The 25,983-nt window shown below is 71.9% G+C and carries 20 protein-coding genes; 6 read left to right on the top strand and 14 right to left on the bottom strand.

Annotated elements, in window-relative coordinates; genetic code table 11:
- Window positions 1-149 precede the first annotated feature (149 nt).
- The 9 genes from ABZ810_RS12240 to dxr all read right to left on the bottom strand — a co-directional run bounded on the left by ABZ810_RS12240 (window position 150) and on the right by dxr (window position 12,580).
- Entirely contained in the window at window positions 150-1,304 is a 1,155-nt protein-coding gene (locus tag ABZ810_RS12240) for a S8 family peptidase (protein ID WP_358402410.1), read from the bottom strand.
- A gap of 129 nt (window positions 1,305-1,433) precedes the next feature.
- The gene (locus ABZ810_RS12235) at window positions 1,434-2,354 is read right to left on the bottom strand and encodes a hypothetical protein (RefSeq protein ID WP_358402408.1); all 921 of its coding nucleotides are present in this window, start codon (window positions 2,352-2,354) and stop codon (window positions 1,434-1,436) included.
- 90 nt (window positions 2,355-2,444) lie between these two features.
- A complete protein-coding gene (locus ABZ810_RS12230; RefSeq protein ID WP_358402857.1) occupies window positions 2,445-3,287 on the bottom strand; it encodes a DUF4081 domain-containing protein in 843 nt (280 codons plus the stop codon).
- Between the two features lie 74 nt (window positions 3,288-3,361).
- Entirely contained in the window at window positions 3,362-4,948 is a 1,587-nt protein-coding gene (locus ABZ810_RS12225; protein ID WP_358402406.1) for an alpha/beta hydrolase, read from the bottom strand.
- 130 nt (window positions 4,949-5,078) lie between these two features.
- Window positions 5,079-6,668: an alpha/beta hydrolase gene (locus tag ABZ810_RS12220; protein WP_358402404.1), complete on the bottom strand. Its 1,590-nt coding sequence runs from the start codon at window positions 6,666-6,668 to the stop codon at window positions 5,079-5,081.
- A gap of 240 nt (window positions 6,669-6,908) precedes the next feature.
- Window positions 6,909-8,522 (bottom strand): alpha/beta hydrolase, encoded by a 1,614-nt coding sequence (locus ABZ810_RS12215; protein WP_358402402.1) that lies wholly within the window; start codon window positions 8,520-8,522, stop codon window positions 6,909-6,911.
- Window positions 8,523-8,718: 196 nt separating this feature from the next.
- On the bottom strand, window positions 8,719-9,954 hold the full coding sequence (gene ispG, locus ABZ810_RS12210; protein ID WP_358402400.1) for a flavodoxin-dependent (E)-4-hydroxy-3-methylbut-2-enyl-diphosphate synthase: 1,236 nt from the start codon (window positions 9,952-9,954) through the stop codon (window positions 8,719-8,721).
- Between the two features lie 210 nt (window positions 9,955-10,164).
- On the bottom strand, window positions 10,165-11,352 hold the full coding sequence (locus tag ABZ810_RS12205; protein WP_358402398.1) for a site-2 protease family protein: 1,188 nt from the start codon (window positions 11,350-11,352) through the stop codon (window positions 10,165-10,167).
- 34 nt (window positions 11,353-11,386) lie between these two features.
- Window positions 11,387-12,580, bottom strand: coding sequence for a 1-deoxy-D-xylulose-5-phosphate reductoisomerase (gene dxr, locus ABZ810_RS12200; RefSeq protein WP_358402856.1), 1,194 nt, complete (start codon window positions 12,578-12,580; stop codon window positions 11,387-11,389).
- Between the two features lie 193 nt (window positions 12,581-12,773).
- On the opposite strand from dxr, the gene ABZ810_RS12195 reads away from it, so the two are divergent.
- The 4 genes from ABZ810_RS12195 to ABZ810_RS12180 all read left to right on the top strand — a co-directional run bounded on the left by ABZ810_RS12195 (window position 12,774) and on the right by ABZ810_RS12180 (window position 15,690).
- Complete coding sequence (locus ABZ810_RS12195; protein WP_358402396.1) at window positions 12,774-13,763, top strand: peptidase; 990 nt, start codon at window positions 12,774-12,776, stop codon at window positions 13,761-13,763.
- Window positions 13,764-13,891: 128 nt separating this feature from the next.
- Window positions 13,892-14,785 (top strand): hypothetical protein, encoded by an 894-nt coding sequence (locus ABZ810_RS12190; protein ID WP_358402394.1) that lies wholly within the window; start codon window positions 13,892-13,894, stop codon window positions 14,783-14,785.
- A 168-nt stretch (window positions 14,786-14,953) separates the two neighbouring features.
- Window positions 14,954-15,454, top strand: a complete 501-nt coding sequence (locus ABZ810_RS12185; RefSeq protein ID WP_358402392.1) for a DUF1269 domain-containing protein — start codon at window positions 14,954-14,956, stop codon at window positions 15,452-15,454.
- Window positions 15,451-15,690: a LapA family protein gene (locus tag ABZ810_RS12180; protein WP_358402390.1), complete on the top strand. Its 240-nt coding sequence runs from the start codon at window positions 15,451-15,453 to the stop codon at window positions 15,688-15,690. Before ABZ810_RS12185 ends, ABZ810_RS12180 begins: the two co-directional genes overlap by 4 nt.
- On the opposite strand, the gene ABZ810_RS12175 is transcribed toward ABZ810_RS12180, so the two are convergent.
- The 5 genes from ABZ810_RS12175 to ABZ810_RS12155 all read right to left on the bottom strand — a co-directional run bounded on the left by ABZ810_RS12175 (window position 15,647) and on the right by ABZ810_RS12155 (window position 22,990).
- Window positions 15,647-17,164 (bottom strand): ATP-binding protein, encoded by a 1,518-nt coding sequence (locus ABZ810_RS12175; protein WP_358402388.1) that lies wholly within the window; start codon window positions 17,162-17,164, stop codon window positions 15,647-15,649. The genes ABZ810_RS12180 and ABZ810_RS12175 overlap by 44 nt on opposite strands.
- Window positions 17,165-17,813: 649 nt before the next feature.
- Window positions 17,814-19,013 (bottom strand): extracellular solute-binding protein, encoded by a 1,200-nt coding sequence (locus ABZ810_RS12170; protein ID WP_358402386.1) that lies wholly within the window; start codon window positions 19,011-19,013, stop codon window positions 17,814-17,816.
- 420 nt (window positions 19,014-19,433) lie between these two features.
- On the bottom strand, window positions 19,434-19,772 hold the full coding sequence (locus ABZ810_RS12165) for a hypothetical protein (protein WP_358402385.1): 339 nt from the start codon (window positions 19,770-19,772) through the stop codon (window positions 19,434-19,436).
- A gap of 417 nt (window positions 19,773-20,189) precedes the next feature.
- Window positions 20,190-21,692, bottom strand: coding sequence for a CoA-acylating methylmalonate-semialdehyde dehydrogenase (locus ABZ810_RS12160; protein WP_358402383.1), 1,503 nt, complete (start codon window positions 21,690-21,692; stop codon window positions 20,190-20,192).
- Window positions 21,689-22,990, bottom strand: coding sequence for an aminotransferase class III-fold pyridoxal phosphate-dependent enzyme (locus ABZ810_RS12155; RefSeq protein ID WP_358402381.1), 1,302 nt, complete (start codon window positions 22,988-22,990; stop codon window positions 21,689-21,691). Before ABZ810_RS12155 ends, ABZ810_RS12160 begins: the two co-directional genes overlap by 4 nt.
- Before the next feature lie 159 nt (window positions 22,991-23,149).
- Between ABZ810_RS12155 and ABZ810_RS12150 the strand changes: the two genes are divergently transcribed.
- Together ABZ810_RS12150 and ABZ810_RS12145 are read left to right on the top strand one after the other, a co-directional pair.
- Window positions 23,150-24,799 (top strand): PucR family transcriptional regulator ligand-binding domain-containing protein, encoded by a 1,650-nt coding sequence (locus ABZ810_RS12150; protein ID WP_358402379.1) that lies wholly within the window; start codon window positions 23,150-23,152, stop codon window positions 24,797-24,799.
- 238 nt (window positions 24,800-25,037) lie between these two features.
- On the top strand, window positions 25,038-25,952 hold the full coding sequence (locus ABZ810_RS12145) for an aminoglycoside phosphotransferase family protein (RefSeq protein WP_358402377.1): 915 nt from the start codon (window positions 25,038-25,040) through the stop codon (window positions 25,950-25,952).
- Window positions 25,953-25,983 lie beyond the last annotated feature (31 nt).

Below are 25,983 nucleotides of genomic sequence, written 5' to 3'. Positions count from 1 at the left end.
CTTGACAACAGCACTTGCTATATCAGCGCTCACTGTAAAACCCCCGGGCGGTAATGCCAAGCGGCAATTTCTCACAACACGAGCCCCGCGACGCCGCAGGTTGCGGCGCGCGGGGCTCATCCCGGTGCCCCCTCACACCCGGGTCTGTGTCACAGGCCGGCCGTGTTCAGCAGCCGGTTGGGGGTGCCCGACGGATTGCCCGTGATCACTCCGCTGGTGGCGTTGGCCGTCAGCCAGGACCGGATCGTGCTGAACGAGGCGTCGCCGCGGGCGGCCTTGTAGAGGGCCGCGACGCCCACCACGTGGGGGGTGGCCATGGACGTGCCGTTGATGGTGTTGGTGCCGCCGTTGAGCCAGGTCGAGGTGATGCTGGAGCCCGGCGCGTACAGGTCGACGCAGGAGCCGTGATTGCTGAACGAGGACTTGGCGTCGGTGCGGGTACTGGAGGCGACCGCGGTGCCGTTGGCGGCGCTGGCGGGCGAGTAGTTGCAGGCGTTGGCGTTGTTGTTGCCCGCCGCGATGCCGACGAAGACGCCCGCGGAGGCGAGGTTGTCGGCGGCGCTGTTGACCGAGCCGTTGTAGCCGCCGCCGAGCGACAGGTTGGCGACCGCCGGCTTCACGTGGTTGGTCGCCACCCAGTTCATGCCGGCGATGATCCCGGACCAGGAGCCCGAGCCGCCGCAGTCCAGCACGCGGACGCCGCGCAGCTGCACCGACTTGGCGACGCCGTGGGCGGCCCCGCCGATGGTGCCGGCGACGTGCGTGCCGTGGCCGTTGCAGTCGGCGCCGCTGCCGCCGAGCGCGTCGTAGACGTTGCGGGCCCGGCCGCCGAAGTCCGCGTGGCCGGTGGCGATGCCGGTGTCGATCACGTACGCGGTGACGCCGGGCGCGCGGTTGCCGAAGGTGTAGCTACTGGACAGCGGCAGCCGGGCCTGGTCGATGCGGTCGAGGCCCCACGAGGGCGGGTTGGCCTGGGTCTCGGCCGTCCGGACGACGCCGTCCTGCTCGATCGAGGCGACGCCGGGGGTGGCGCGCAGCTTGGCGAGCTGGGCGGACGTGAGCCTGGCGGAGAAGCCGTTGAGGACCTTGTCGAAGCGCTGGAGGGTCCGCACGCCGCGGCTGGAGGCCGTCCTGGCGGCGGACACGCCCTTGTCGAGCGTGACGATGTACTGGCCCTCGATCCCCTGGCCCGGTGCGGCCATGCGGAGCGGGGCGGCGGGAGCGGCCGCGTGGGCGGGGAGGGCGGTCGCCGCGGTCAGCGGTGCCGCGGCGAGGACGGCGAGTATCAGCAGGGGGCGTCTCATCTGGTCTCCATCGGTGACGCGGGGGCTGGAGAGTGACGATGAGATCTTCAGCTCGCGATTCGGAGACCGTCAACGATTTCGAGGGTCCTCAGAATCAAGCGGCGACTCGCAATTGAACTGTATAACGATTCAGTCCCATTCCCATTCGAGGCCGAGGATGCCGAATCGAACGTCGCCCGCGGAGATATGGGCACTGCCCGACGTGCCGATCCACAGCTCTTCCAGCCGTTCCCGGGGGCCTCGCGCGGCTTCTTCCGTGAAACCATAGCAACGCGCCGGAAACATTTCCTCGTGGAACTGCACGACCGCCAGATAATCCCGGACGGGCCGGGAGAACCGCCGCGCGTATTCGTCGGTCTGCCGCTGGTCCCGCGACGGCCGCAGGATCAGCTCGTACTCGACCACGGCGGTGTCGCCGGCCGCCAGCACCCGGTCGAAGACGAGCTCGAACGCCAGCAGCCCCTCCTCGGCCCGCACCCGTCCCGGCCGGCAGTAGCGCAGCCCGGTGAGCTCGGCCTCGGGATGCCCCTCCCCCGCCTCGTGCACGCACACCACCCGGTCGACGTCGTCGCCCGCCGCGCGCAGCACGGTGCGCACCGACAGGCGGCCCGGCCGCCGGCCGGCGTCGAGGAGGTAGACGTCGTGGGTGCTGAGCCGTTCGAGCCGGTGGTCGCCCGAACGGTCCAGCTGGGCGACGACCCGGGTGTAGCGGTCGGGGTCGGGCCACAGGTCGGCGGCGCCGCGGCCCCGGTCGGGCCGGCCCAGGCCGCCGCCGCCACGGCCCGCGCCGCCCCCGGCGCCGTGCCGGACCGGGTGGGCGCCGGGCTCGGCGGCGTCCAGCAGGCCGGTGAGCGCCCCGGCCGGGACGCCGAGGATCTCCTCCAGCGCGGCGACGACCGCGCGCGACCGCGGCCTGCTGCGGCCGCGCTGCCAGTAGCTCAGCGTGGCCACGCTGACCGGCAGGCCGCGCTGCCCCAGCCGGTGGCGGATCCGCTCGAGGGTCAGGCCGCTCGCCTGAACGGCCTGGCGCAGGGCACCGGCGAACTCCACGGCCGGATGGTACCCCGGCGTGATCGTGAACGGGCGGAACGGAGCGGACCAGGATCGGGCGGGACCCGGCGGGAGCTCGGGAGCGGGAGATCAGAAGAGGATCGACATGAACGTGTCGACCTCGTCGAACCCGACCCGCCGGTAAGCGGCCCTGGCCCGGGCGTTGAAGTCGTTGACGTACAGCGAGACGGTGGGCGCGATCGACCGCAGCGACTCCTCGACCAGGGCGGCCATCCCGCGCACCGACAGGCCCTGCCCGCGCTGGTCGGGCGGCACCCACACGCCCTGCACCTGGCAGGCCAGCGGGGTGACGGCGCCCACCTCGGCCTTGAACAGCACCCGGCCGTTCTCGATGCGGGCGAAGGCGCGGCCGGCCCTGATCAGCTCGGCGACGCGCGCCCGGTAGAGCACGCCGCCGTCGCCGGCGTTGGGCGAGACCCCGACCTCTTCGGTGAACATCGCCACGCAGGCGGGGTAGATGACGTCGAACTCGTCCATCCGGACGCGGCGCACACCGTGGTCGGCGGCCACCGGCGGCATCGCCGAGGTGGCCATCACCGGCTGGGCGGCCCTGATCGCGCGGGCCGGGCCCCAGTAGGGCTCGAGGATCTCCCACAGCCCGCTGACGGCGTCCTTGGGGCCGACGATGGACGAGCAGCGCCGCCCCTGCGCCTGGGCCCGCTCGGCGAACGCGCGCACCGCGTCGGGCCCGGCGGACACCGGGATCAGGTTGGCGCCGGCGTAGCAGAGCGACGCCAGCCGCCCGTCGCGCATGTAGCCCCACATCTGGGCGCCCAGCCGGCCGGGATCGAGCCCGACCGCGTGCACCCGGGAGCTGACGAACACGTTGGCGACGGGGTCGGCGTCGAGGATCGCCATGACCTCGTCCCGGTGCCGGTCGTCCAGGACCCGCACCGGCAGCGACCCCAGCATGCGCATGGCTAGCGGCTCCCGGGCGAGGATGGGGGCCGGTGCGGCCCCACCACTGTCAGCACCACGTCACAAGACTATGACGTCCGCCCGGTGGACGTGGCCACCGGCTCCCCCACGGGTGCGCGCCGTGCCCCGCCCGACCCCGGCCGGGGCGGCTCGCCGGCCGGGCAGGTGGCGTCCGGGCCCGGCTTCCCGGCCGGCAGCGCGCCGTTCGCCAGGTAGGCGGCCACCGCCTTGTCGACGCACGGGACGCCGTTCAGTGTCACCCCGTGGTTACCCCCACCTGCCTGCACGATCAGCCGGGAGCCCGGGAAGCGGCGGTGCGTCTCGACCGCCCCCGCGTAGGGTGTGGCGGCGTCCTCGGTGCCCTGGACCAGCAACAACGGCGGCAGGCCCCGGGTTCCGCCCACCTGCGGGGCCGGCCCGCCGGGCACGCCCCAGGACGCGCAGGGAGCGTTGTACCAGGCGTTGCCCCAGGTCTCGAAACGGTATCCGGCGCGATAGAGCCGCCAGTTGTCGTGGTGCCAGCGGGACCAGTCGCGCGGCCAGGCGGCGTCCCGGCACTGGACGGCGGTGTAGACGGCGTAGTTGTTCTGGTCGAGCCAGCCGGGCGCCTGCCAGGCGCGGACGAGCGGCTTGGCGTCCTTCTTGACGACCAGCGCCGACAGCAGGCGGGCGTGCGCGGGCCACCCGTGGTCGCTGTAGCCGTCGGACAGGAAGAGGTCGTCCAGCTCGGCGGGGCCGACCCGGCCGCCCGCGGGGGCGGTCTTGAGCGTCGCCCGCGCCCTGGCGTAGGAGGCGGCGACCGCCTTGCCGGTGCGGCCGAGCTCGTAGGTGCCGTGGTACTTGGCGATCCAGGCGAAGTAGGCCCGGATGCGCTTCTCGAACGCCACGTCCTGGTCGAGGTTGGCGTCGTACCAGACACCGCTCGGACGGACGACGCTGTCGAGGACCATGCGGCGGACGCGGTCGGGGAACATCGTGGCGTAGACGGCGCCGAGGTAGGTGCCGTACGAGTAGCCGAAGAAGTTGATCTTCTTCTGGCCGAGCGCGGCGCGGACGGCGTCGAGGTCGCGCGCCCAGTTCTCGGTGCCCATGTGCGGCAGGAGCGGGCCGTGCTTGGCGGCGCAGTCGCCGGCGTACGCCCGCGCCCGCTCGCGCCAGGCGAGCTCCTCCGCCGGATCGGCGGGGATCGTGTCGGCGCGCGGGCGGCCCGGGTTCTGGTAGGTCTCGCCGCACATCAGGGCGGGCCTGCTCGCCCCGACGCCGCGCGGGTCGATGCCGATCCAGTCGTAGGTCGCCGCCACCTTCTCCGGCATCCCGCCGGTGAACGCGCCGGGCAGGTCCCGCCCGTGCGCGCCGGGGCCGCCGCGGTTGAGCAGCACCACGCCCTGGAACCTCTTGGCGGTGTGGCGGGCCCGCGACAGGGCGAGAGTGATCTTCTGGCCGTCCGGGTCGCCGTAGTCGAGGGGCACGGTCAGGCCGCCGCACTCCAGGCCCTGGAGCCGGTCCTTCTCGACCGGATCGTCGTCCGGGCAGGCCTTCCACACGATCCGCGCCGCGGCGGGCGCGGGCGGGGCCTGCGCCGCGGCGGCGGCCGATCCGGCGAGGGTTCCGAGGGCGAGGGTCAGGGCGGCCGATCCGGCGACGACGTTGCGCACGACTGAGTTCTACTGGCGGCGGCCCGGCGGACACCGGACCTGGAGGCATCCCGCGATTCCGTCCGGAAACGGGAGGACCCCCGGGAAACCGTCCCGGGGGTCCGCACGTCCTGCTCTGCCGGAGGCCGCGCTACGGGCGGCCGACCGGCAGGTCCTTGCCCGCGACGCGGCCGGCGGCCTTGGCCGTGACGGCGTTCGGGTCCGGGTCGTTCAGCGCCGGGACGGACTTGCAGTGGGCGTCGGCGCCGGGACGGCTCTTGGGCAGCGCGCCCGTGTCCAGGTACGCGGCGACCTTGTCGTCCAGGCAGGCGTTGCCGTTGAGCGTGTTGGAGTGGGTCTTGCCGCCGAGCTCCAGGACCAGGCGGGAGGACGGGAAGACCTTGTGCAGGGCGTAGCCGCCCGCGACCGGCGTGGCCGCGTCCAGCTCCGACTGCACCAGCAGGATGCCCGGCAGCGCCTTGTCGCTCTTCAGCTTCAGCGCGGGACCGCCCTTGACCGGCCAGAACGCGACCGGGGCGTTGAACCAGACGTTGCTCCAGGTGTTGAAGCGGTACCCCTGCTCGTTCAGCTTCACCGCGTCGTTGTGCCACGTGCTCCAGTTGCGGGGCCACCTGGCGTCCGCGCCCTGGACTGCGTTGTAGACCGCGAAGCCGTTGTCGTCGCCGCCGGGGTTGAGCCACTCGATCAGCGGCTCGGCGTTCCCGTCCACGGCCCAGGCCGAGAGCGCCTGCGCGAACGGGATGTAGTAGCCGGTGTTGTAGCCCGCGCTCAGCACGATGTCGTCCAGCTCGGACGGGCCGATCTTGCCGCCGATCGGCGCCTTCCCGGCGGCCGCGCGGACCTTGTAGTAGTTGGCCTCGACCGCCTTCTGGGTGGTGCCCAGGTGGTAGAGCGAGTCGTACCCGGCGGTCCACTTGAACCACAGCTTGATGTTGCGCTCGAACGCCTTGTCCTGCTCGAGCTGCGCGTCGTACCAGACGGTCTTGGGGTTGACGTTGCCGTCCAGGACCATGCGGCTCACGCGCTTGGGGAACAGCGTGGCGTAGGTGGCGCCGTAGTACGTGCCGTACGAGAAGCCGTACCAGTTGATCTGCCTGGCGCCGAGGGCCGCGCGGATGGCGTCCACGTCGTGCGCCGCGTCGGTGGTGCGCATGTGCGGGAGCAGCCAGCCGAACTTCTTCTCGCAGTCGGCGGCGTACCGGCGCGACTTGGCGATCCAGGCCCGATCTTCCCTGGAGTTCGCCGGGACGTAGTCGGGGCGGATCGGGTTCTGGAAGTTCGGGTCGCAGCTGAGCGCGGGCACGCTGGAGCCGACGCCGCGCGGGTCGAAGCCGATGATGTCGTACTTGGCCGCGACGGCCGCGTGGCCCACGCCGCCGAGCCAGCGCTTCAGGCCCGCCGAGTAGGCGAGGCCGGAGCCGCCGGGGCCGCCCGGGTTCACGAAGAGCACACCCTTGTAGTCCTTGGCGTCGGTGTGCTTCACGCGGGAGACCGCGATGGAGATCTTCTTGCCGCCGGGCTTGCGGTGGTCGAGCGGCACCTGGACCGTGGCGCACTCGGCCTGGCCCTCCAGCGACCCGGTGCAGGCGCCCCAGGCGATGCCCCGGGCGGCCACCGGGCTCGCCTCGCGCGCGGTGCCGCCGGTGCTCGCCGTGACGGCGGCGGCGGTGCCGCCGACCGCGAGCGCGGCGGTGGCAGTGATGAGTACGAGCCTCTTCACCGAACCCCCTTGATATGTCATGCGGAGTCACACTTCCTGGCAATAGGTGAAGATTGTGGTGGGAGGGGCGGTTCTGGCGACAGAGATTCTTGATCAAGGATGCCCAATCGTGACATTCCACCAGGAACTACCCCGCCACCTCCTTCGTCTCGCGGACCGCCGCCGCGAACGCGGCGGCCCCCGTTCCGCGTGCCATGACGCGGAACGGGGGCCGTCGCGCGGGAGCGCCTCAGCCGGGGGTCACCGGCGGATCGGGGCGACCGGGTCGTCCGCCGTGGGGGCGGACTTGGTCGAGACCGCGGTCGGGTCCGGCGCCGGGTTCGCCTTGCAGGTCGCGTCCTCGCCCTTCCTGGACGCGGGCAGCGCACCGTTGGCGAGGTACTTCGACACCCAGTCGTTCATGCACTGGTTGGCGTTCGGCGTGAGCGAGGTGCCGTGGTTGTTGCCGCCGCGCTCCAGCACCAGGCGGGAGGACGGGAACAGGCGGTGCACCTCGTACGCGCCGGGCGTCGGGGTGGCCGCGTCGTTCTCCGGCTGCATGAGCAGGACCTTCGGCGCCTTCGCGCCGACCTTCTGCGGCTGGGCGCCGGGCACCGCCCAGAACGCCGCCGGAGCGTTGTACCAGGCGTTGCCCCAGGTCAGGAAGCGGGCACCCTGGGCGTACTGGCGGGAGTGGTCGGCGTGCCAGCGGGCCCAGTTCCGCGGCCACGGCGCGTCCCTGGCCTCGACGGCCAGGTAGATCGCGTAGCTGTTCTGGTCGAGCTCGGCCGGCTCGGCGAAGTTGTCGCGCAGGCCCTGCGGGTCGTCGCGCAGCACCCAGTCGGCGATGACCGTGGCGTGGTCGATCCAGAAGTAGTTGCGGTAGCCGCTCGGCAGGAAGATGTCGTCGTACTCGGACGGGCCGATCTTGCCGTCCACCGGGGCCTTCGCCACCTTCGCGCGGCCCTTGTAGTAGTTGGCCTCGACGGCCCTGGCGGTCGTGCCCAGGTGGTAGACCGAGTCGTACTTCGCGACCCAGGCGAAGAAGATCTGGGCGCGCTTCTCGAACGCGACGTTCTGGTCGAGGTTGGCCTGGTACCAGGCGCCGCTCGGCCGGACCACGCTGTCGAGCACCATGCGGCGGACGCGGTCGGGGAACATCGAGGCGTAGACCGAGCCCAGGTACGTGCCGTAGGAGTAGCCGAAGTAGTTCGCCTGCTTCTGGCCGAGGGCGGCGCGGATCGCGTCCATGTCGCGGGCGACGTTCTTGGTGTTGACGTGCTTGAGGGTGTCGCCGTACTTGCGGCCGCAGTCGGCGGCGTACGTCCGGGCGCGGGCGAGCCAGGCGCGCTCCTCCGCGGCGGTGCGCGGCACGTAGTCGGCCCGCGCCTTGCCCGGGTAGAGGTAGCTCGGGTCGCAGGAGAGCTGCGGCTCGCTGCCGGCGACGCCGCGCGGGTCGAACCCGATCCAGTCGTACTGCGCGCCGATCGCCGTCGGCAGGCCGTTGCTGCCGGTGGCGAAGCGGGTCGGCAGGTCGCGGCCGTAACCGCCGGGGCCGCCGCGGTTGAGCAGCACGATGCCCTGGTAGTTCCCGGTGTCGGTCGCCTTGGCGCGGGTCAGCGCCAGCTTGATCTTCTTGCCCCCGGGACGGGAGTAGTCGAGCGGCACCTGCAGCGAGCCGCACTCCAGGCCCTTGAGCAGCCCGCCGAGCACCGGGTCTTCGTCCGGGCACGCCTGCCACGCGATGCGGCTCGCCGAGGCCGCCACCTGCGTGGCCTCGCTGCCCGCCGCTCCCGTATCGGCCGTGGCGGCCACCGCGGTCCCGGCGAGCGCGAAGCCCGCCGCCGCAGCGGTGATCACTACGAGTTTCCTCACGGAGTCCCCTTCGTTCCGCGCGGGCTCGTCGCTGAGCCCGGCTTGCGGCATAACGCAGGAAATCCTGACGATCGGGGCATGAATGACAAGAGGGGTGAGCGGAGTGGTTGCACAATCGTGACATTCCGTTCAAACGCCACGAAAACAAAGAACCCCGGGGCACCGGCCCCGGGGTCCTGGACGGACGGACGTCCGGTCAGCTCACGACGACCTCGGCGCCCGGGCCGCCCGCGGAGCCGTCCGCGCCGACCACGGTGCCGTCGGCGGCGATGACCGTGCCGTCTTCGGTGATCTCGTAACCCATGCTCTCGGCGATGCGCATCGCCTCCTCGATCAGGGTCTCGACGATCTGCGCCTCGGGCACGGTCTTGATGACCTCGCCCTTGACGAAGATCTGGCCCTTGCCGTTGCCGGAGGCGACGCCGAGGTCGGCCTCGCGGGCCTCGCCCGGGCCGTTGACGACGCAGCCCATGACCGCCACCCGCAGCGGCAGCGGGAAGTCCTTGAGCCCGGCGGTGACCTGCTCGGCGAGCGTGTAGACGTCCACCTGGGCACGGCCGCAGGACGGGCAGGAGACGATCTCCAGGCCGCGCTGGCGCAGCCCGAGCGACTCCAGGATCTGCGCGCCGACCTTGACCTCCTCGACCGGCGGCGCCGACAGCGACACCCGGATCGTGTCGCCGATGCCCTGCGAGAGCAGCGCGCCGAACGCGACCGAGGACTTGATCGTGCCCTGGAAGGCCGGCCCGGCCTCGGTGACGCCCAGGTGAAGCGGGTAGTCGCACGCGGCGGCCAGCTGCCGGTAGGCCTCGATCATCACGACCGGGTCGTTGTGCTTGACCGAGATCTTGATGTCGCGGAAGTCGTGCTCCTCGAACAGCGAGCACTCCCACAACGCCGACTCGACCATCGCCTCAGGCGTGGCCTTGCCGTACTTCTCCAGCAGCCGCTTGTCGAGCGACCCGGCGTTGACGCCGATGCGGATCGGCACGCCGGCGTCCTTGGCCGCCCTGGCGATCTCGCCGACCTTGTCGTCGAACTTCTTGATGTTGCCCGGGTTGACCCGGACCGCCGCGCAGCCCGCCTCGATCGCGGCGAACACGTACTTGGGCTGGAAGTGGATGTCGGCGATCACCGGGATCGGCGACTTGCGCGCGATCGCCGGCAGCGCGTCCGCGTCGTCCTGCGAAGGGCACGCGACCCGGACGATCTGGCAGCCCGACGTCGCCAGCTCCGCGATCTGCTGGAGCGTGGAGTTCACGTCGGCGGTCAGCGTGGTGGTCATGGACTGCACCGACACCGGGGCGTCGCCGCCGACCGGCACGTCGCCGACCATGATCTGCCGGGACCTGCGGCGCGGCGCGACCTGACGGGGCGCCCCCTGCCCGTCGCCCTCGCCACGGACCACCGGAATTCCGAGTGAAACGCTCATCCCTCTCCCTGTCGCTCGCCGCCTGCTTGCCCGGGGCCTCCCCCAGGCCCCCGCAGAGGGGGAGCCGGACGTTCCTCGCACCATGCGGTCGTCCGCCTCCCCTAGCCTAGGCGCCCATCGTGCATGCCATGACGTCGAGGCAGGACAAATCGCGTGACCATATGACCACGCAGAGTCACGGCGAAATGGCGTTTGCGGGAACCCCTCGCGTCACTGCGGCAACCGCAGTGGATTGATCAGGTCGGCCAGGATCAGCAGCACCCCGAGCCCGACGAGCAGGATCACGGCCAGGTAGGTGACCGGGAGCAGCCGGGTCATGTCGACCAGCCCCGGATCGGGGCGGCCGCGGCGGCGCGCCCACCAGGCCCGCAGCCGCTCGTACCCCAGGACCGCCAGATGCCCGCCGTCCAGCGGCAGCAGGGGCAGCACGTTCAGCGCCCCGAGGAAGATGTTCACCGAGACGACCAGTGACAGAAAGAGCGCGGCCTTGTCGCGCGCCGTGTTGTCGGACGAGAAGATCTGTCCCGACACGTCGGTCGCGCCCACCACGCTGCCGACCTGGCCGCCCGGCGTGCTGGCGCGCTCCGGCGAGAACAGCTTGGGGACCGCCGAGGGCAGGTCGGCGAGCGTCTGCCCGATGCCCTTGAGCGTCTGGCCGATGGCGCGGGCCGCGAACGCCGCCGCGTCGACCGGGCCGGCCCGGTCGTAGCCGGCGCCGACGACACCGGCCTGCATGCCGAGGAACGGCTCGCCGCCCACCGAGGCCAGCGTCGGCCGCAGGGTCAGCCGCCGCCCGTCGCGCTCGACCACCACGGCGACGGCCTGTCCGGGTCTGGCCGCGTCGATCGCGGACCGCAGCTGCGCCCAGTCGCCGACGTCCCGCCCGTTGAACACCACCACGCGGTCGCCCGCGAGCAGTCCCGCCGCGGCGGCCGGCGACGGCGGGCGGCCGGCCTCGCACGACGGCTCGGTCATGCTCGCCGGGACGCACTCGCTGACCTTGGTGCTGACCGTGCCCGCCTCGCGCACGCCGATCGTCATGGCCATCACCATGAGCAGCACGAACGCGAAGGCGAAGTTCATCACGACGCCGCCGCAGATCACGGTCGCGCGGCGGGAGGCCTTCTGCCGGTAGAACGCGCGCGGCTCGTCGGCCGGGTCGACCTCCTCCATCGGCGTGTAGCCCACGATCCGGACGAATCCGCCGAGCGGGATGCCCTTGACCCCGTACTCGGTCTCGCCGCGCCGGAACGACCACAACGTCGGGCCGAAGCCCACGAAGTACTGCGAGGCCTTCATCCCGAACCGCTTGGCGGGCAGCAGGTGACCGGCCTCGTGCAGCATCACCGACGCCAGCAGCGCGACGACGAACGCCACGGCGCCCAGGAGAAAGGCCATCCGTCCTCCTAGCCGGAGGACGTTCCCCCGGCGGTCAGTCGAGCCCGGTCAGGTGCCGTGCCCGCTCCCGCGCCCACGCGTCGGCCGCGAGGACGTCGTCCAGGGTCAGCTCGCCCTGGGGCACGACGTGTTCCTCCACTACCCGCGCGATGGTGTCGACTATCCCGGGGAACGGCAGGCGTCCGGCGCGGAAGGCCTCGACGCACTCCTCGTTGGCGGCGTTGTAGACGGCGGGCGCCGTGCCGCCCGTCTCGCCGGCGCGGCGGGCCAGCGCCACCGCGGGGAACGCCTCGTCGTCGAGCGGGAACAGCTCCCAGGTGTGCGCCCTGGTCCAGTCGACGGCGGGCGAGGCGTCGGCGACCCGCTCCGGCCAGGTCAGGCCGAGCGCGATCGGCAGCCGCATGTCGGGCGGGCTGGCCTGGGCGAGCGTCGAGCCGTCCACGAACTCGACCATGGAGTGGATGACCGACTGCGGGTGCACCATCACCGCGATGCGGTCCATCGGCACGTCGAAGAGCAGGTGCGCCTCGATGACCTCCAGGCCCTTGTTGACCAGGGTCGCCGAATTGATCGTGATGACCGGGCCCATGTCCCAGGTGGGGTGCTTCATGGCCTGCTCGGGGGTCACGTCGGCGAGCTCGGCCCGGCTCCGGCCGCGGAACGGCCCGCCGCTGGCGGTCAGCACCAGCCGCCGCACCTCCCCGGCCGTGCCGCCCAGGAGGCACTGGGCCAGCGCCGAGTGCTCGGAGTCGACCGGCACGATCTGGCCGGGCCGGGCCCGTTCCTTGACCAGCGGGCCGCCGACGATGAGCGACTCCTTGTTGGCCAGCGCCAGCGTGCGCCCGGCGTCGAGCGCGGCCAGCGTCGAGGCCAGGCCGAGGGCGCCGGTCACCCCGTTGAGGACCACGTCGCACTTCCATCCGGCGACCTCGGCCACCGCCTCCGGACCGGCGAGGATCTTGGGGATCGAATGGTCGCCGGACGAGTAGCCGCGGCGTTGCGCCTCGGCGTAGAAGGCCAGCTGGAGGTCCTGGGCGGCGGACGCCTTCGCCACCGCCACGACCTCGGGCGCGAACTCCAGCGCCTGGGCGGCGAGCAGGTCGACCCGCCCGCCGCCGGCCGCCAGCCCGGTCACCCGGAACCGGTCCGGGTTGCGGCGGATCACGTCGAGGGCCTGGGTGCCGATGGAGCCGGTCGAGCCGAGCACGACCACGTCTGAGGAGCGCATCACGGGTCCATTGTCGGCCATCTCCTCTCCGGCCCGTCGGCGGGCGGACCGCGACGCTGTGCTCACATGCGGGAACGGAGAGAGATGCGAATCTTTCTCACACTGTTTGTTCATTTCTGCCACTAGCCGGGTCAATCGCGCCGAAAGTACCGTCCGGTCACCGTCTCCATCCCCTCGACACATCGGAGACCCTATGAAGCGCACGACCCCTCTCCGCTCCCTGGCGTTCGCCGTGGCCGGCAGCGCCGCGCTCGTGACGCCACTGCTCGCCGCCCCCGCGCACGCCGCCGCTCCCGCCGCTCCGCCCTCCCCCGGCCCGGTGGCGCGCGCGCAGGCCACCGCGGCCGCCGACCAGCAGCGCGTGCTGCGGTTCTGGACCGCGCAGCGCATGCGGTCCGCCACTCCGATGACCAAGCTCTACAAGCCGAAGAACACCACGCTCAAGGCCGTCCGGCAGGGTCTGGCCAAGGTGCTCCCGCCCGTCTCCACGATGTCCATCCCGAACGGCGGCGCCCAGTGGACCGGCGGCGGCGCGGTCGTCAAGACCGCCGGCCGGGTGTTCTTCACCTACCAGGGCCGCACGGCCTCCTGCTCCGGCGACGCGGTGACCAGCACCAACAAGAGCACCGTCATCACCGCGGGGCACTGCGTGAAGCTCGACGGCGCCTGGCACACCGACTGGGTGTTCGTGCCGGGCTACGACGACGGCGACCGCCCGTACGGGACGTGGACCGCGGCCAGGACCCTCGCCACGCCGCAGTGGACGGCCGGCGAAGACCTCAACTACGACGTCGGCGCCGCCGTCGTCAACCCGCTGAACGGGCAGAACCTCGTCGACGTCGTCGGCGGGCAGGGCGTCGCGTTCAACCAGACCCGCGGGGTCGCGATGTACTCGTTCGGCTACCCCGCCGCCGCGCCGTACGACGGTTCCAAGCTCATCTACTGCAGCGGCACGACCATCAACGACTTCCTCGGCCAGACCACCATCGGCCTGCGCTGCAACATGACCGGCGGTTCGAGCGGCGGCCCCTGGTTCAGGAGCTTCAACGAGGCCACCGGCACCGGGATCCAGAACTCGGTCAACAGCTACAAGTACAACCTGCCGTTCCTCAACGCCTACATGTTCGGCCCGTACTTCGGCACTGACGCGCAGAACCTCTACAACCAGGCCCAGTCGAGCTGACCCGGCCGAGCCGACGACGGCCTGAACGGCCGCTGGCCGGGCCACGCGGAGTGACACGCGTGGCCCGGCCAGACCATTTTCACGCGAAGTAGCCGCCCGAAAGCGGCGTGTGCTGGACACTGCCGGGCATGGCCCCTCGCCCGTTCGGGTTGCTGCTCGTCCCCGCCGTGGTCGCGGCCGCCGCCGTGTCGCCCGGCTCGGCCGCCGGCGCCGGCTGGTCCACCGCCGACCAGGTCGTCCGGGTGGTGACCCACGACGTCCCGTTCGACGCCGACCTCGATCGCCGCGTCCGGCTCTACTGGACGCCCGGGCGCATGACGGCGACCGAGCGCGGGGCCGCCGGCACCGGCGCGCTCTGGACCGGCGGCGGGCTGGTGGCCCGCACCACCGGCAAGGTCTTCTTCAGCATCGGCGGCCGGGACTTCCTCTGCTCGGCGAGCACGGTGCGCAGCGCCAACAAGGACGTGGTGGTCACCGCCGGCCACTGCGTCAAGGCGGGGCGCGGCGCCTGGGCGGAGAACTGGATCTTCGTTCCCGGCTACCGCGACGGCGGCGGGCCGTACGGCGGGTTCACGGCGCGGCGGATGTTCACCCCCGACCCGTGGTCGCAGGCCGGCGACGGCGACTACGACGTGGCGATGGTCGCGGTGGCGCCCTCGGACGGGCGGCACGTCGTCGACCTCGTCGGCGGTCAGCGCATCGCGTTCGGCGGCCCCGGGGGACGGCGCACGCACGCGTTCGGCTACCCGTCGGCGGGCGGGTACGGCGGCGAGCGCCTGGCGTACTGCGACGGGCGGCCCGCCCGCGACCCGCGGGACGAGACCACCGGGCAGGGGCTGCGCTGCGACCTGACCAAGGGATCCAGCGGCGGGCCATGGCTGACCGGCTTCGACCCGGCGGCCGGGACCGGCGTGGTGACCTCGGTCAGCAGCTTCAAGTTCGCCGACGACCAGCGGACGATGTACGGGCCGCGGTTCGGCGAGGCCGTGCGACGTATCTACCAGCGCGCCCAGAGCAGCTGATACCGCCCGTCATCGACAGGTCTTTACCCCTTGCTGGACAACCCGTTCCCGGCCCCCGGGGAGGACTACCGCCACGGCCTTCGCGCGGGCGCCCCTCCGGACGCGCCTCCGGACGCGCCTCGCCGAGCCGGCCGTGAAGGCACCGCAGAGCTCACAGGGGGACCAGTCATGAGCGACCTCATCGCCATCGCCTACAACGACGTGCCGACCGCCGAGAAGGTCCGCCAGCGCGCGATGGAGCTCCAGAAGGAGCACATCCTCGAGCTGTCGGACATCGTCGTCGTGGAGCGCAAGCAGGACGGCAAGATCAAGCTGCACCAGGCCCGGAACATGGTCGCGGGCGGCGCCATGGGCGGCGCGCTGTGGGGCGGCCTCATCGGGCTGATCTTCTTCATGCCGCTGCTCGGCATGGCCATCGGCGGCGCGACCGGCGCGGCCGTCGGCTCCGCCACCGACATCGGCGTGGACGACGACTTCATGAAGGACCTGGGCGAGGGCCTCAAGCCGGGCGCCGCCGCCGTGTTCATGCTGGTGGAGAAGGCGACCCCGGACAAGGCCGTGCCCGAGCTCGCGCAGTTCGGCGGGCAGCTGATCAAGACCTCGCTGACCGCCGAGCAGGAGGAGCACCTGCGCGAGGCCGTGCGGACCGCCCGATCGGTCACCACATGACCGACCGGCGCCGGGAGAAGAGCGGCGTGCTCACCAGGGCGTCCCCGCGGACGATCGTCGCGGCCGCCCTGGTGGTCCTGGCGCTGGTCTTCGTCTTCCAGAACCGGCAGAGCGCGCGCGTGCACTTCCTGGTCGTCTCGGTGACCTCGCCGATGTGGGTCGCGCTGCTCGTCGCGGGCGGCGCCGGCGTCCTCATCGGGATCCTCGCCGCCGGCCGCGGCCGCCGCTCGTCCTGACGCCGCCGCGGCCACCGGCCGTCCCGGCGCCACCGCCGCCGTCGCCGCCCTCCGGGGCGGTGCCGGCGGCGTCGCCGTCCGACGGGGCGCGCAGCGGCAGCCGGGCGATCAGGCGGGCGCCGCCGAGCGCGCCGCCCGCACGGTCCCCGACGAACAGCCGGCCACCGTGCGCGGTGACGATGTCCCGCGCGATCGGCAGGCCGAGCCCGGTGCCGCCGGCGTCGCGGTCGCGGGCGGCGTCCAGGCGGGTGAACCGTTCGAAGACCCGCTCGCGCTCCTCCGGAGGGATGCCGGGACCGTCGTCGCGCACCTCCAGCACGGCCTCATCGCCGTCCGCCCGCACCGACACCTCCACCGACGCCGCGGCGTGCCGGTCGGCGTTGGCCAGCAGGTTGACCAGTGCGCGCGCCAGCTGGAGCCGGTTGCCCTCGACCAGCACGCCCGGCCGGAGCCGGGTGGCGACCGGCACCCGCGGCTCCCGCCGCTCCACCTCGGCGGCGGCCAGCGCCCCCAGGTCCACGACCTCCCGGTCCCCGTCGGCGCCGGAGTCGAGCCGGGCCAGCGCGAGCAGGTCCGCCACGATGTTGTGCAGCCGTTCGGCGTCGCGCAGCGCGTCCTTCAGCGTCCCCACCAGGTCGGTGTCCGCCGGGTCGGCCAGCGCGACCTCGATCCGGGTGCGCAGGCCGGTGATCGGCGTGCGCAGCTCGTGCGAGGCGTCCGACACGAACTGGCGCTGCTGCTCCGCCGACCGTTCCAGGCGGTCCAGCGTGCCGTTGAGCGTGCGCGCCAGCCTGGCCACCTCGTCGCCGGTGTCCGGCACCGGCATCCGCCGGCTCAGGTCGGACGCGGTGATCTCGGCCATCTCCGCCTCGATCCGCGCCACCGGCCGCAACGTCCGGCCGACCGCCCGCCAGATCTCCAACGCGACCAGGCCCAGCAGGAGCGCGGTCACCGCGCCCATCGTCAGCTCGAGGAGGAAGTCGTCCAGGATCCACGGCTCCGGAACGGCCGCGTAGACCATCACGTCGCCGTACGGCTCGGTGATCACGTCATAGCCGACCACGACGGCGCACTCGGTCAGCAGGTCGCCGTTCTGGCAGATCCGGCCGTCCACCCGGGTGTCCTTCTCCCCCGGCCTGAGCGTGGTCATCGGCGCCTTGCCCGCCAGCGGCGCGCTCGCCGCCAGGACCCTGCCGGTCGGGTCCGCGACCACCTGGATCAGCAGCACCCCGTTCACGGCTGGGATCGGGTCGGGCAGCCGTGCCGTGGTCGCCCGCACCGCCACCTCGCGCGCGGCCTGGGCCGCCGTGCCGGCGAGGTGCTCCTTGATCAGATGGTTGAACGCCACCGCCGCGACCAGCACCACCGCGAGCAGCAGCGACCCCACCAGCCCCATCGCCACGATGGTCACCCGGGCCCGGATGGAGCGCGGCGTCCACGCGCCCGGCCGTCCGCCGGCCCCCCGCAGGCCCATGACTCCTTTCTATTCTCCGGGCCCCAAACACAGAGCAAAGCCGGCACCGCCTTCCGGCCTCAATGACCCCGCTGACCTGCGCTTATCGGTTATCGATCTTGACTGCCGCGCCGACACGCGCAGACTTTGCCCGGCCTTGGACCTGCGAAAACAGCTTCCACACACTTCCCCTCCTATAAAGGAAGTACGTGAAAGAGGCTCTCTGCCACGGGGGGTGAGCAATGGGCCGTACGGGCGAGCTGATGTTCGATCCCGGCGCTCTGAGCGCCGCGCAGCGCGACGGCGACGCGTGCGTCGCCTGCCACAAGAGGTGGCCGCGCCCGCGTGTGCGCGTCGGTTGCCTGCCGAGCGGCCCAGGGGTGTTCGCGTGCGCCGATTGCGCACCCGCCCTGCCGGTCCCTCGTGGCCACCAGGAGTCCACCACGGACGCCGGACGACCGGTTTCTCCACCGGCACTGGCGGGGGTGCCGGTCGACTAGACCGGCGCCGATGGAATCTCTCCAGGAGGAGGGGTGACCCGGGCATTCGGGGGGAGGCCCGGGACCACCCACGAGAGGCGCGCCCGGCTGGGGGCGGCTGGGCGCGCCTCATTTACCTCTTTCTCGATTTGCTTCTTTCTCGGCCGCGCCGCGTGACGCCGTGCGCGGCCTTACCGCTTGACGGACTTGGTGGCCTTGATCCAGGCCTGGGTCCATTCGGCGTAGTCGGTGCAGTCGCGGCGGCCGGCTTCGCCGCCGGTGCTGGCGCAGGTCTTCGCGGGGACGTGGGCGAAGATCACCTTGTTGATGAACTCGCGTTCGCCCACGTGGTTGGCGGCGCAGAGGGAGGGCCTGAGGCCGCCCGCGGTGCAGGCGTGCGGGCTGGCGGGGGCGACGCCGTTCCAGTCGGCGACCTGCTGCTGGACCTCGGTGGAGGCGGTCCAGCGCAACCACTGGTACATGCAGTTGGGGTTCTCGACCCGGTTGCCGATCATCCAGGCGTTCACCCAGCCGGTGACGCCCTCCGACGGGACGGCGCCCTGGAGGGGCTTGCCGGCGCGGGTCAGGACGTCGATCTGGTAGGGCCAGACGCCGCCCATGGTCGCGTCGCCGCCGGCGAGGGCGCTGACCGATTCGGCGGGCTGGTCCCAGTAGTCCTTCACGTGGGGGCGCTGCTTGGTCAGGACGCGGGTGACGGCGTCGAGCTGCTTGCGGGTGAGGGAGTACGGGTCGGTGATCTTGAGCTTGCGGTCCTTGGTCTTGAGGTAGAGGGCGGCCTCGGCGATCGACAGCGGGGAGTCGTGGACGACCAGCTTCTGCGAGTACCTCTTCGCCTCGTCCGGGTCGTACAGCGCGGCCCACGAGGTGGGGGCGGGCTGCACCGAGCCGGTGTTGTAGATCAGCTGGTTGGAGCCCCACACGAACGGGACGCCGTAGACCGTGCCGTCCTTGCGCATGAGCTGGCGCAGGCGGGGCTCGAGCTTGGTGTAGCCGTCCACCAGGTCGGCGTTGATCGGGGCCGCCCGCCCGCCGGCGATGAGCTGGCCGGCGACCTCGGGGGGCGCGGCGACGCCGTCGAACCGGGTGTTCTTCTTGACGAAGTCGGCCATGTCGCGCCCGTTCTTGAGCGTCCTCCAGCTGACCTTGCAGCCGGTGCGCTCCTCGAACGGTCCCACCCAGTCGACGCGGGGGTCGCTGCCGCCGTTCTCGATGTAGCCCGGGAGGGCCACGAGGTTGAGGGCGCCCTCGCTCTGCCCCACCTTGACGGCCACGTTGCTCGTCTCGGCGGGCTCGTCCGCGCTGCAGCCGGACAGCGCCATGACGAGAACGGCCGTGATCACCGAGGCCGTGCTGGTGGCCCGCAGCCCCATGTCGCTCCCGTTCGCCTGGCCGTTCCCGCGTCCCCTTCGCGGAACGGTCTCGTCGGCGCAGCGTAGCGCGTTCCACGGCCGGTGGCGGCCATGGGTGTCATTTATCGCTGTGCGAGGGGGCTTCTGACAAGCCGAACGCAGGTTTTAGTCGTGGATACCGCCGAGCCGGTAACACACGAGTAACTCACCTATTCGCCAGTAATTACCGGACGGCGTTTTCCGTGATTGCAGTCAGGCAATTTTGGACCCAGGGATCACAGGCGTCGCGGGCGAAGAAATACCGCCGCGGCCGGGGAGGGCAGCGGGTGCTGGCGTCCGCGCCACATACGGAGGTTGCTGGAGAGGGATATGGCGCGGGCTACTGCCCTTCCCGGGACCGCGGCGGCACCGGTGGACGTGGCGAGGTTGGGGAACAGCGGATCACCTTGCAGTGCTGCCTGGCCACGCGACCACCGGCACCCGGCGGAACGGCGACGGTGTGACGCCCTCGAGACGGAGGAGATTCGAGGGACGTCGCGCGTCCCGGCGGGAGTCGTGCCGGGGGATCGTCTCGATCATCGGCTGTGGTGTCTCGACGTGCTGGATCACCTCGATGCGTGCGATGAGCCACTGCGGGGTCTCGGCCTCGACGAACTCGTCCACGTCGCAGTCACGCGGCGGTAGCGCCCACCAATGCCGGGTGAACAGGCCGAACCAAATGGTCCAGCCGGGAAAACGCCTTCTGAGAGCGTCCACCTCAGCGGCGTGATCGTCAGCCATGGCCTTGACTCCGGACTCTGACCTTTTTGTAATTGCCCCAATTAATTGAGACAGTTCAGATTGTGTCGCCGGTCACAGGGCCAGTCAATACTTGTAGCTATTATTTGTCGGGGCCAGAAAGACGAAAATTGACGACGAAAACATGCGCCCGCCAGAAAATTCCGAGCCGGGCGACCTGGACCTTCTCACGATGCGCGACGAGCGGTGACCCGCAGCAATCTCACAGTCGTCACATCGGCAACGTCAATCGCTTACAGGATCTCCCGTCGCAGCCTGGGGCGGCCGGACGAAACATGGGACAGGAAAGCCATTTCAATGTATTTTGTTCAATCTTGTGAACTTCGTCCCATCCGGGAAGGCGACACGGACGGCACATGGCGGGCGGTGAGAGTCACCTGCCCGCCATGCATCCGGGTGTCAGCCGTTCGTCGGGAACCCCAGGTTCACACCGCCGTGGGACGGATCCAGCCAGCGCGCGGTGACGGCCTTCGTACGCGTGTAGAAGTGCACGCCTTCCATGCCGTGGGCGTGGCTGTCGCCGAACAGTGAGGCCTTCCAGCCGCCGAAGGAGTAATAGGCCATCGGCACCGGGATGGGGACGTTGATGCCGACCATGCCCACCTCGACCTCGTTCTGGAAGCGCCGGGCCGCGCCGCCGTCGTTGGTGAAGATGGCCGTGCCGTTGCCGTACGGGTTGGCGTCCAGGATCCGCATGGCCTCCTCGTAGGAGCCGGCCCGGACGATCGAGAGAACGGGCCCGAAGATCTCGTCCTTGTAGGCGTCCATCTCGGGCGTGACGTGGTCGAGGACGGTCGGGCCGAGCCAGAAGCCCTCGCCCCGGCCGCCGAGCACCGGCGTCTCGCGGCCGTCGACGGCCAGGGTCGCGCCCTGGGCGACGCCGCTGTCGAGGTAGGAGGCGACCTTGTCGCGGTGGGCGCGGGTGACCAGCGGGCCCATCTCGGACTCGGGGTCGTCGCCCGGCCCGACCTTGAGGCCCGCCACGCGTTCACCGATCTTGGCGAGCAGCTCGTCGCCGACCGGGTCGACCGCGACGACGACCGAGATGGCCATGCAGCGCTCCCCCGCCGAGCCGAAGCCGGCCGAGACCGCGGCGTCGGCGGCCAGGTCGAGGTCGGCGTCGGGCAGGACCACCATGTGGTTCTTGGCGCCGCCGAGGGCCTGCACGCGCTTGCCGTTGCGGGCCGCCGTCTCGTAGATGTACCGGGCGATCGGGGTGGACCCGACGAAGCTGACGGCCTTGACGTCCGGGTGGTGCAGCAGCCCGTCCACCGCGGCCTTGTCGCCGTGCAGGACGTTGAAGACGCCGTCCGGCAGGCCCGCCTCGGCCCACAGCTCGGCCAGCCGGACGGACGCCGAGGGGTCCTTCTCGGACGGCTTGAGGACGAAGGTGTTGCCGCAGGCGATCGCCACCGGGAACATCCACATCGGCACCATGGCCGGGAAGTTGAACGGCGTGATCCCGGCGACGACGCCGAGCGGCTGAAGGATCGAGTAGGCGTCGACCCGCGACGACACGTTCTCCGAGAACCCGCCCTTGAGCAGGTGCGGGATGCCGCACGCGAACTCGACGACCTCCAGGCCGCGCGCCACCTCGCCGGCCGCGTCCGACACCACCTTGCCGTGCTCGGACGAGATGAGCCGGGCCAGCTCGTCGCGGTGCCCGGTCAGCAGTTCCCGGAAGCGGAAGAGGATCTTCGTGCGCTGGGCCAGCGACGTGTCCCGCCAGCCGGGGAAGGCCGCCTTCGCGGCGGCGACGGCGGCGTCGATCTCGGCGCGCGCGGCGAAGTCGACGTGGCCGCCGAGCCGCCCCGTGGCCGGCTCGTAGAGGTCCCCCCGGCGCTCGGCCGCGCCGTGGAAGGGCTTGCCGTCGATCCAGTGGGTGACGTGCTTGCTGTTCATGATGCGGCGGCCTCGTCGTGGTGCTGGGAGTTCAGCGCGTCCAGCGCGTCGGTCAGGATGGCCAGGCCCTCGGCGGCCTCGGCGTCGGTCAGGGTCAGCGGCGGTGCCATGCGGATGACATTGCCGTACAGGCCGCCCTTGCCGCCGAGCAGCCCCCGTCCGCGGGTCTCCTCCATGAACGCGGCGGCCTGGCCGGCGTCGGCGAGCTCGATGGCGAACATCAGGCCCTTGCCGCGCACGTCCTTGACGATCGGCAGCCGCGCGGCGGCCTTCCGGAGCCCGCCGATGATGAGCGCGCCCTGCTTGGCCGCGTTCGCCTGGAGGTCGTGGTCGAGCACGTAGTCGAGGGTGGCGTTCGCGGCGGCCATCGAGATCGGGTTGCCGCCGAACGTGGAGAGGCCGACCGCGGGCAGGGCGTCCATGAGCTCGCCGCGCGCGACCACGCCGCCGACCGCGAAGCCGTTCCCCAGGCCCTTGGCGAACGTCAGCATGTCGGGGGTCACGCCGTGGTTTCCGATGCCGAAGAAGCTCGACCCCGTCCGCCCCCAGCCGGTCTGGACCTCGTCGGAGATGAAGAACGCGCCCTGCTCGTCCAGCACCTCCTTGTAGGCGGCGAACAGCCCGTCCGGCGCCATCGTGAAGCCGCCGACGCCCTGGATCGGCTCGGCGATGAGCGCCGCGACGTCACCGGCCGTGGCGGTGGCCAGGACGTGGCGCAGGTCCTCGGTGCAGACCCTGACGTAGTCGGCGTCCGAGAGGCCGGCGAACTGCGGGAGGTGCCGGTCGGCGCCGTGCAGGAAGTGGGCGTTGACCGGGGAGAACGAGGTGTTCTTCCAGCCGCGGTGGCCGGTCACGCCGATCGTGCCGAAGGAGCGGCCGTGGTAGGCCTGCCGCATGGCCAGGATCTGGTCGCTCCTGCGGCTGTACGCGGCGAGCAGCAGCGCGGTCTCGTTCGCCTCGGTCCCGGAGTTGGTGAAGAAGACCTTGGCGTCCGCGATCCCGGACAGCCGGGCGATCTTCTCGGCCAGGTCGACCTGGCCGCGCAGCAGGTAGGCGGTGGAGGTGTGCACGACACCGGTGGCCAGCTGGCGTTCGACCGCCTCGCGCACCTCGGGCACGTCGTACCCGATCATGTTGGTGAGGATGCCCGCGAAGAAGTCGAGGTAGGTGGTGCCCTCGGCGTCGGTGACCCGGTTGCCCTTGCCGCCGACGATCTCGATGGGGTGCTCGTAGTTCAGCGCCAGCCAGTCCGGCATGACCGCCCGGTGGCGCCGGAGGAGGTTCTCGTTGTCCGGCATGCACCCCAGTCTCACCATGGCGTCCCCGCCGGGCTAGCCGCCAGAGTGTCACGACCGGATGCCCAGGATTGACGGTGTGACGGGAGCCATGCCGATTTTTACATCATGTAATGGCTTCGGCATATTCCGTTGACAAGATGCCGGGATATGATCCGGTCGATGCTTCCCACGCTCGCCGACGTGCTCCAGCTCGACGCGGTCCGCCGCGGGCAGCCGCACGTCGTGGCGGGCGGCGACCGGCTCGGCAACCCGGTGCGCTGGGTGCACGTCGCCGAGGTCACCGACATCGCCCACCTGCTGCACGGCGGCGAGCTGGTGCTCACGACCGGCATCGCGCTGCCCGACGAGCCGGAGAGGCTGCGCGCCTACATCGCCGAGCTGGCCGAGGTCGGCGTCAGCGGCCTGATGGTCGAGCTCGGCCGGCGGTACGCCAGCGTGCTGCCGCCCGCCCTGGTCGCCGCCGCCGAGGAGCACGGCCTGCCGGTGGTCGTGCTGGCCCACGAGCCCGCGTTCGTCGACATCACCGAGTCGGTGCACGCCCGCATCCTCCAGGACCAGATGGCCGAGCTGCGGGCCTCGGAGCAGCTGCACGAGATCTTCACCCAGCTGTCGGTGGAGGGCGCCTCCACCGACGAGGTCGTCCGCCAGGTGGCGGCGCTCGGCGGCCATCCGGTCGTCCTGGAGAACCTCGCCCACCAGGTGCTGGCCGCCGACGCCGGCGGCCGGGACCCGGCCGAGCTGCTGTCGGCCTGGGAGACCCGGTCGCGCGCGGTCCGGCCCGAGCAGCGCACCGGCTACGACGCGGCGTCCGGCTGGCTGGTGACCATGGTCGGCGCGCGCGGCGAGGACTGGGGCCGCCTGATCATCACCTGCGACGATCCGCCGACACCGCGCGAGACCGTCCTGGTCGAACGCGCGGCCACCACGCTCGCGCTGGGCCGCCTGCTGGACCGGCACGCCGAGAGCGTCGAACGCCAGGCGCACGGCACGATCATCAGCCGGATCCTGGCGCACTCGTACTCGGATCCGCAGGAGGCGGCGGCGCGCGCCCGCGCGCTCGGCGTCCCGCTGTCCGGCCGCCGGCTGCTCGGCGTCGTGCTGCGCCCGCGCACCTCGCCGGGCGGGCCCGCCGCGGCGCCGCCGGGCCGTCCGGCCATGGTGCCGCCGGGCGAGCTGGGCGAGCTGGCCGAGACCGCGGCCACCGCCTGCAAGGACGCGCGGCTCGCCGCGCTCGTCGGCGTGCTCGACGAGACCGGGCCGCACGCCCGCGTGGGCGTCCTCGCCTCGCTCCCGGCGCGCGCCGACGTGGAGACCGCGCTCGCCGAGGTCGCCACCCGCATCCGCAAGCAGTCCGGCGACGGCACCGTGATGGCCACCGGCTCGGTCGTCGAGTCGATCCGCGACGTGCGGCGCTCGTTCCTGGAGGCCGAGCAGGTCGCCGACGTGGCGTGCCGCAGCTCCGGCGGCCGCCTCTTCTACCGGCTGCCCGACCTGCGGCTGCGCGGCCTGCTGCACCTGATGCGCGACGACGCCCGGCTGCAGACGTTCGTCGAACGCGAGCTCGGCCCGCTGCTGGAGTACGACGCGCAGCGCGGCGCCGACCTCACCCGCATCCTGGAGCTCTACCTCGACGCGGGCCGCAACAAGGCGGTCGCCGCCCAGCAGGCGCACCTGTCGCGGCCCGCGTTCTACGAACGCCTGCGCCGCATCGAGCGGGTCCTGGACGCCGACCTCGACGACGTCGAGTCGTGCGTCTCGCTGCACGTCGCCCTGCTGGCACTCAGCTCCGTGCGCTGGGAACGGTCCTAGGCGTTCAGTTCCTGGACGGCGCGCCAGGCGGCGTCCACGGCGGCGTCGGCGTACGCGCGGTTCTGCGAGTCGGAGTTGGCGATCGTGACCCGGCCGTACCCGCGGCGACCGGCGGCTCCCAGGCCTTCCGGTCGCGCAGCTGCACCATCGCGTAGATGATCGGCAGTTTCGTCCCGTGGAAGAGGCCGTCGATCACCCGCCCGACGCGCCCGCCATCAGGTCGGATAGCTTCCTGATCATGCCTCGGATCGTCGTCCCCGAAGAACTCGCCCGGACCCAGATCAAGTACAACGGCGAGCCCGGCCGCGCGTTCGTCGACGGGCTGCCCGAGCTGGCGAGCGCCCAGCTCGAACGGTGGGACCTGACGGTCACCGGCCCCTCGATGCACGGCATGGCGTCCCTCGTCCTGCCCGTCCGCCGGGCGGACGGCACGCCCGCCGTGCTCAAGCTCCAGATCCTGGACGAGGAGACCGAGAGCGAGCCCGTCGGCCTGCGGCTCTGGGACGGCGACGGCGCCGTGCGCCTCCTCGACCACGACCCGGACACCGGCACGATGGTGCTGGAGGCGCTCACCCCGGACCGGTCCCTGTCCGCGATCCCGGACGACGCCGAGGCCCTCGGGATCCTCACCGGGATCCTGGCCCGGCTGGTCGCGCACCCCGCCCCGCCCGGCATGCGCCGCCTCGGCGACATCGCCCGGGCGATGCTGGACCAGGTGCCCGGCGTCCTGCCCGCGTTCACCCCCGAAGAACGCCGCGTCGTCCAGACCTGCGCGGGCGCCGTCGCCGACCTGGTGCACGAGCCGGGCGACCGCCTGCTGCACTGGGACCTGCACTACGACAACGTGCTCGCCGCCGGGCGCGAACCCTGGCTGGCCATCGACCCCAAGCCCCTCGCGGGCGACCCCGGCTTCGACCTGATGCCCGCGCTGGACAACCGCTGGGACGACATCGTGGCCACCGGCGACGTCGGCCGCGCCGTGCGCCGCCGCTTCGACCACATGACCGAGATCCTCGGCCTGGACCGGCGCCGCGCCGCGGGCTGGACGCTCGGCCGCGCCCTCCAGAACATCCTCTGGGACGTGGAGGACGGCGAACCGGCGATGGACGACGTCCAGAAGGCCGTAGCCGAGGCCCTCTTCCGCTACACGTGACGGTCCTGCGGGCCGAGGCGTCGCAGGACCT

Source organism: Spirillospora sp. NPDC047279 (assembly GCF_040643285.1).
Taxonomy (GTDB): Bacteria; Actinomycetota; Actinomycetes; order Streptosporangiales; family Streptosporangiaceae; genus Spirillospora.
The sequence above is the reverse complement of the archived record's forward strand: the minus strand, read 5'-3'. Positions and strand labels throughout refer to the sequence as shown.

Bases quoted from the DNA above. Each gene is read 5' to 3' on its own strand.
- dxr (WP_358402856.1), bottom strand. From the start codon at position 12,580: ATGCGCTCCTCAGACGTGGTCGTGCTCGGCTCGACCGGCTCCATCGGC.
- ABZ810_RS12180 (WP_358402390.1), top strand. From the start codon at position 15,451: ATGACCGACCGGCGCCGGGAGAAGAGCGGCGTGCTCACCAGGGCGTCC.
- ABZ810_RS12155 (WP_358402381.1), bottom strand. From the start codon at position 22,990: ATGCCGGACAACGAGAACCTCCTCCGGCGCCACCGGGCGGTCATGCCG.
- ABZ810_RS12240 (WP_358402410.1), bottom strand. From the start codon at position 1,304: ATGAGACGCCCCCTGCTGATACTCGCCGTCCTCGCCGCGGCACCGCTG.
- ABZ810_RS12190 (WP_358402394.1), top strand. From the start codon at position 13,892: ATGGCCCCTCGCCCGTTCGGGTTGCTGCTCGTCCCCGCCGTGGTCGCG.
- ABZ810_RS12170 (WP_358402386.1), bottom strand. From the start codon at position 19,013: ATGGGGCTGCGGGCCACCAGCACGGCCTCGGTGATCACGGCCGTTCTC.
- ABZ810_RS12230 (WP_358402857.1), bottom strand. From the start codon at position 3,287: ATGCTGGGGTCGCTGCCGGTGCGGGTCCTGGACGACCGGCACCGGGAC.
- ABZ810_RS12205 (WP_358402398.1), bottom strand. From the start codon at position 11,352: ATGGCCTTTCTCCTGGGCGCCGTGGCGTTCGTCGTCGCGCTGCTGGCG.
- ispG (WP_358402400.1), bottom strand. From the start codon at position 9,954: ATGAGCGTTTCACTCGGAATTCCGGTGGTCCGTGGCGAGGGCGACGGG.
- ABZ810_RS12145 (WP_358402377.1), top strand. From the start codon at position 25,038: ATGCCTCGGATCGTCGTCCCCGAAGAACTCGCCCGGACCCAGATCAAG.
- ABZ810_RS12165 (WP_358402385.1), bottom strand. From the start codon at position 19,772: ATGGCTGACGATCACGCCGCTGAGGTGGACGCTCTCAGAAGGCGTTTT.
- ABZ810_RS12175 (WP_358402388.1), bottom strand. From the start codon at position 17,164: ATGGGCCTGCGGGGGGCCGGCGGACGGCCGGGCGCGTGGACGCCGCGC.
- ABZ810_RS12185 (WP_358402392.1), top strand. From the start codon at position 14,954: ATGAGCGACCTCATCGCCATCGCCTACAACGACGTGCCGACCGCCGAG.
- ABZ810_RS12160 (WP_358402383.1), bottom strand. From the start codon at position 21,692: ATGAACAGCAAGCACGTCACCCACTGGATCGACGGCAAGCCCTTCCAC.
- ABZ810_RS12195 (WP_358402396.1), top strand. From the start codon at position 12,774: ATGAAGCGCACGACCCCTCTCCGCTCCCTGGCGTTCGCCGTGGCCGGC.
- ABZ810_RS12150 (WP_358402379.1), top strand. From the start codon at position 23,150: ATGCTTCCCACGCTCGCCGACGTGCTCCAGCTCGACGCGGTCCGCCGC.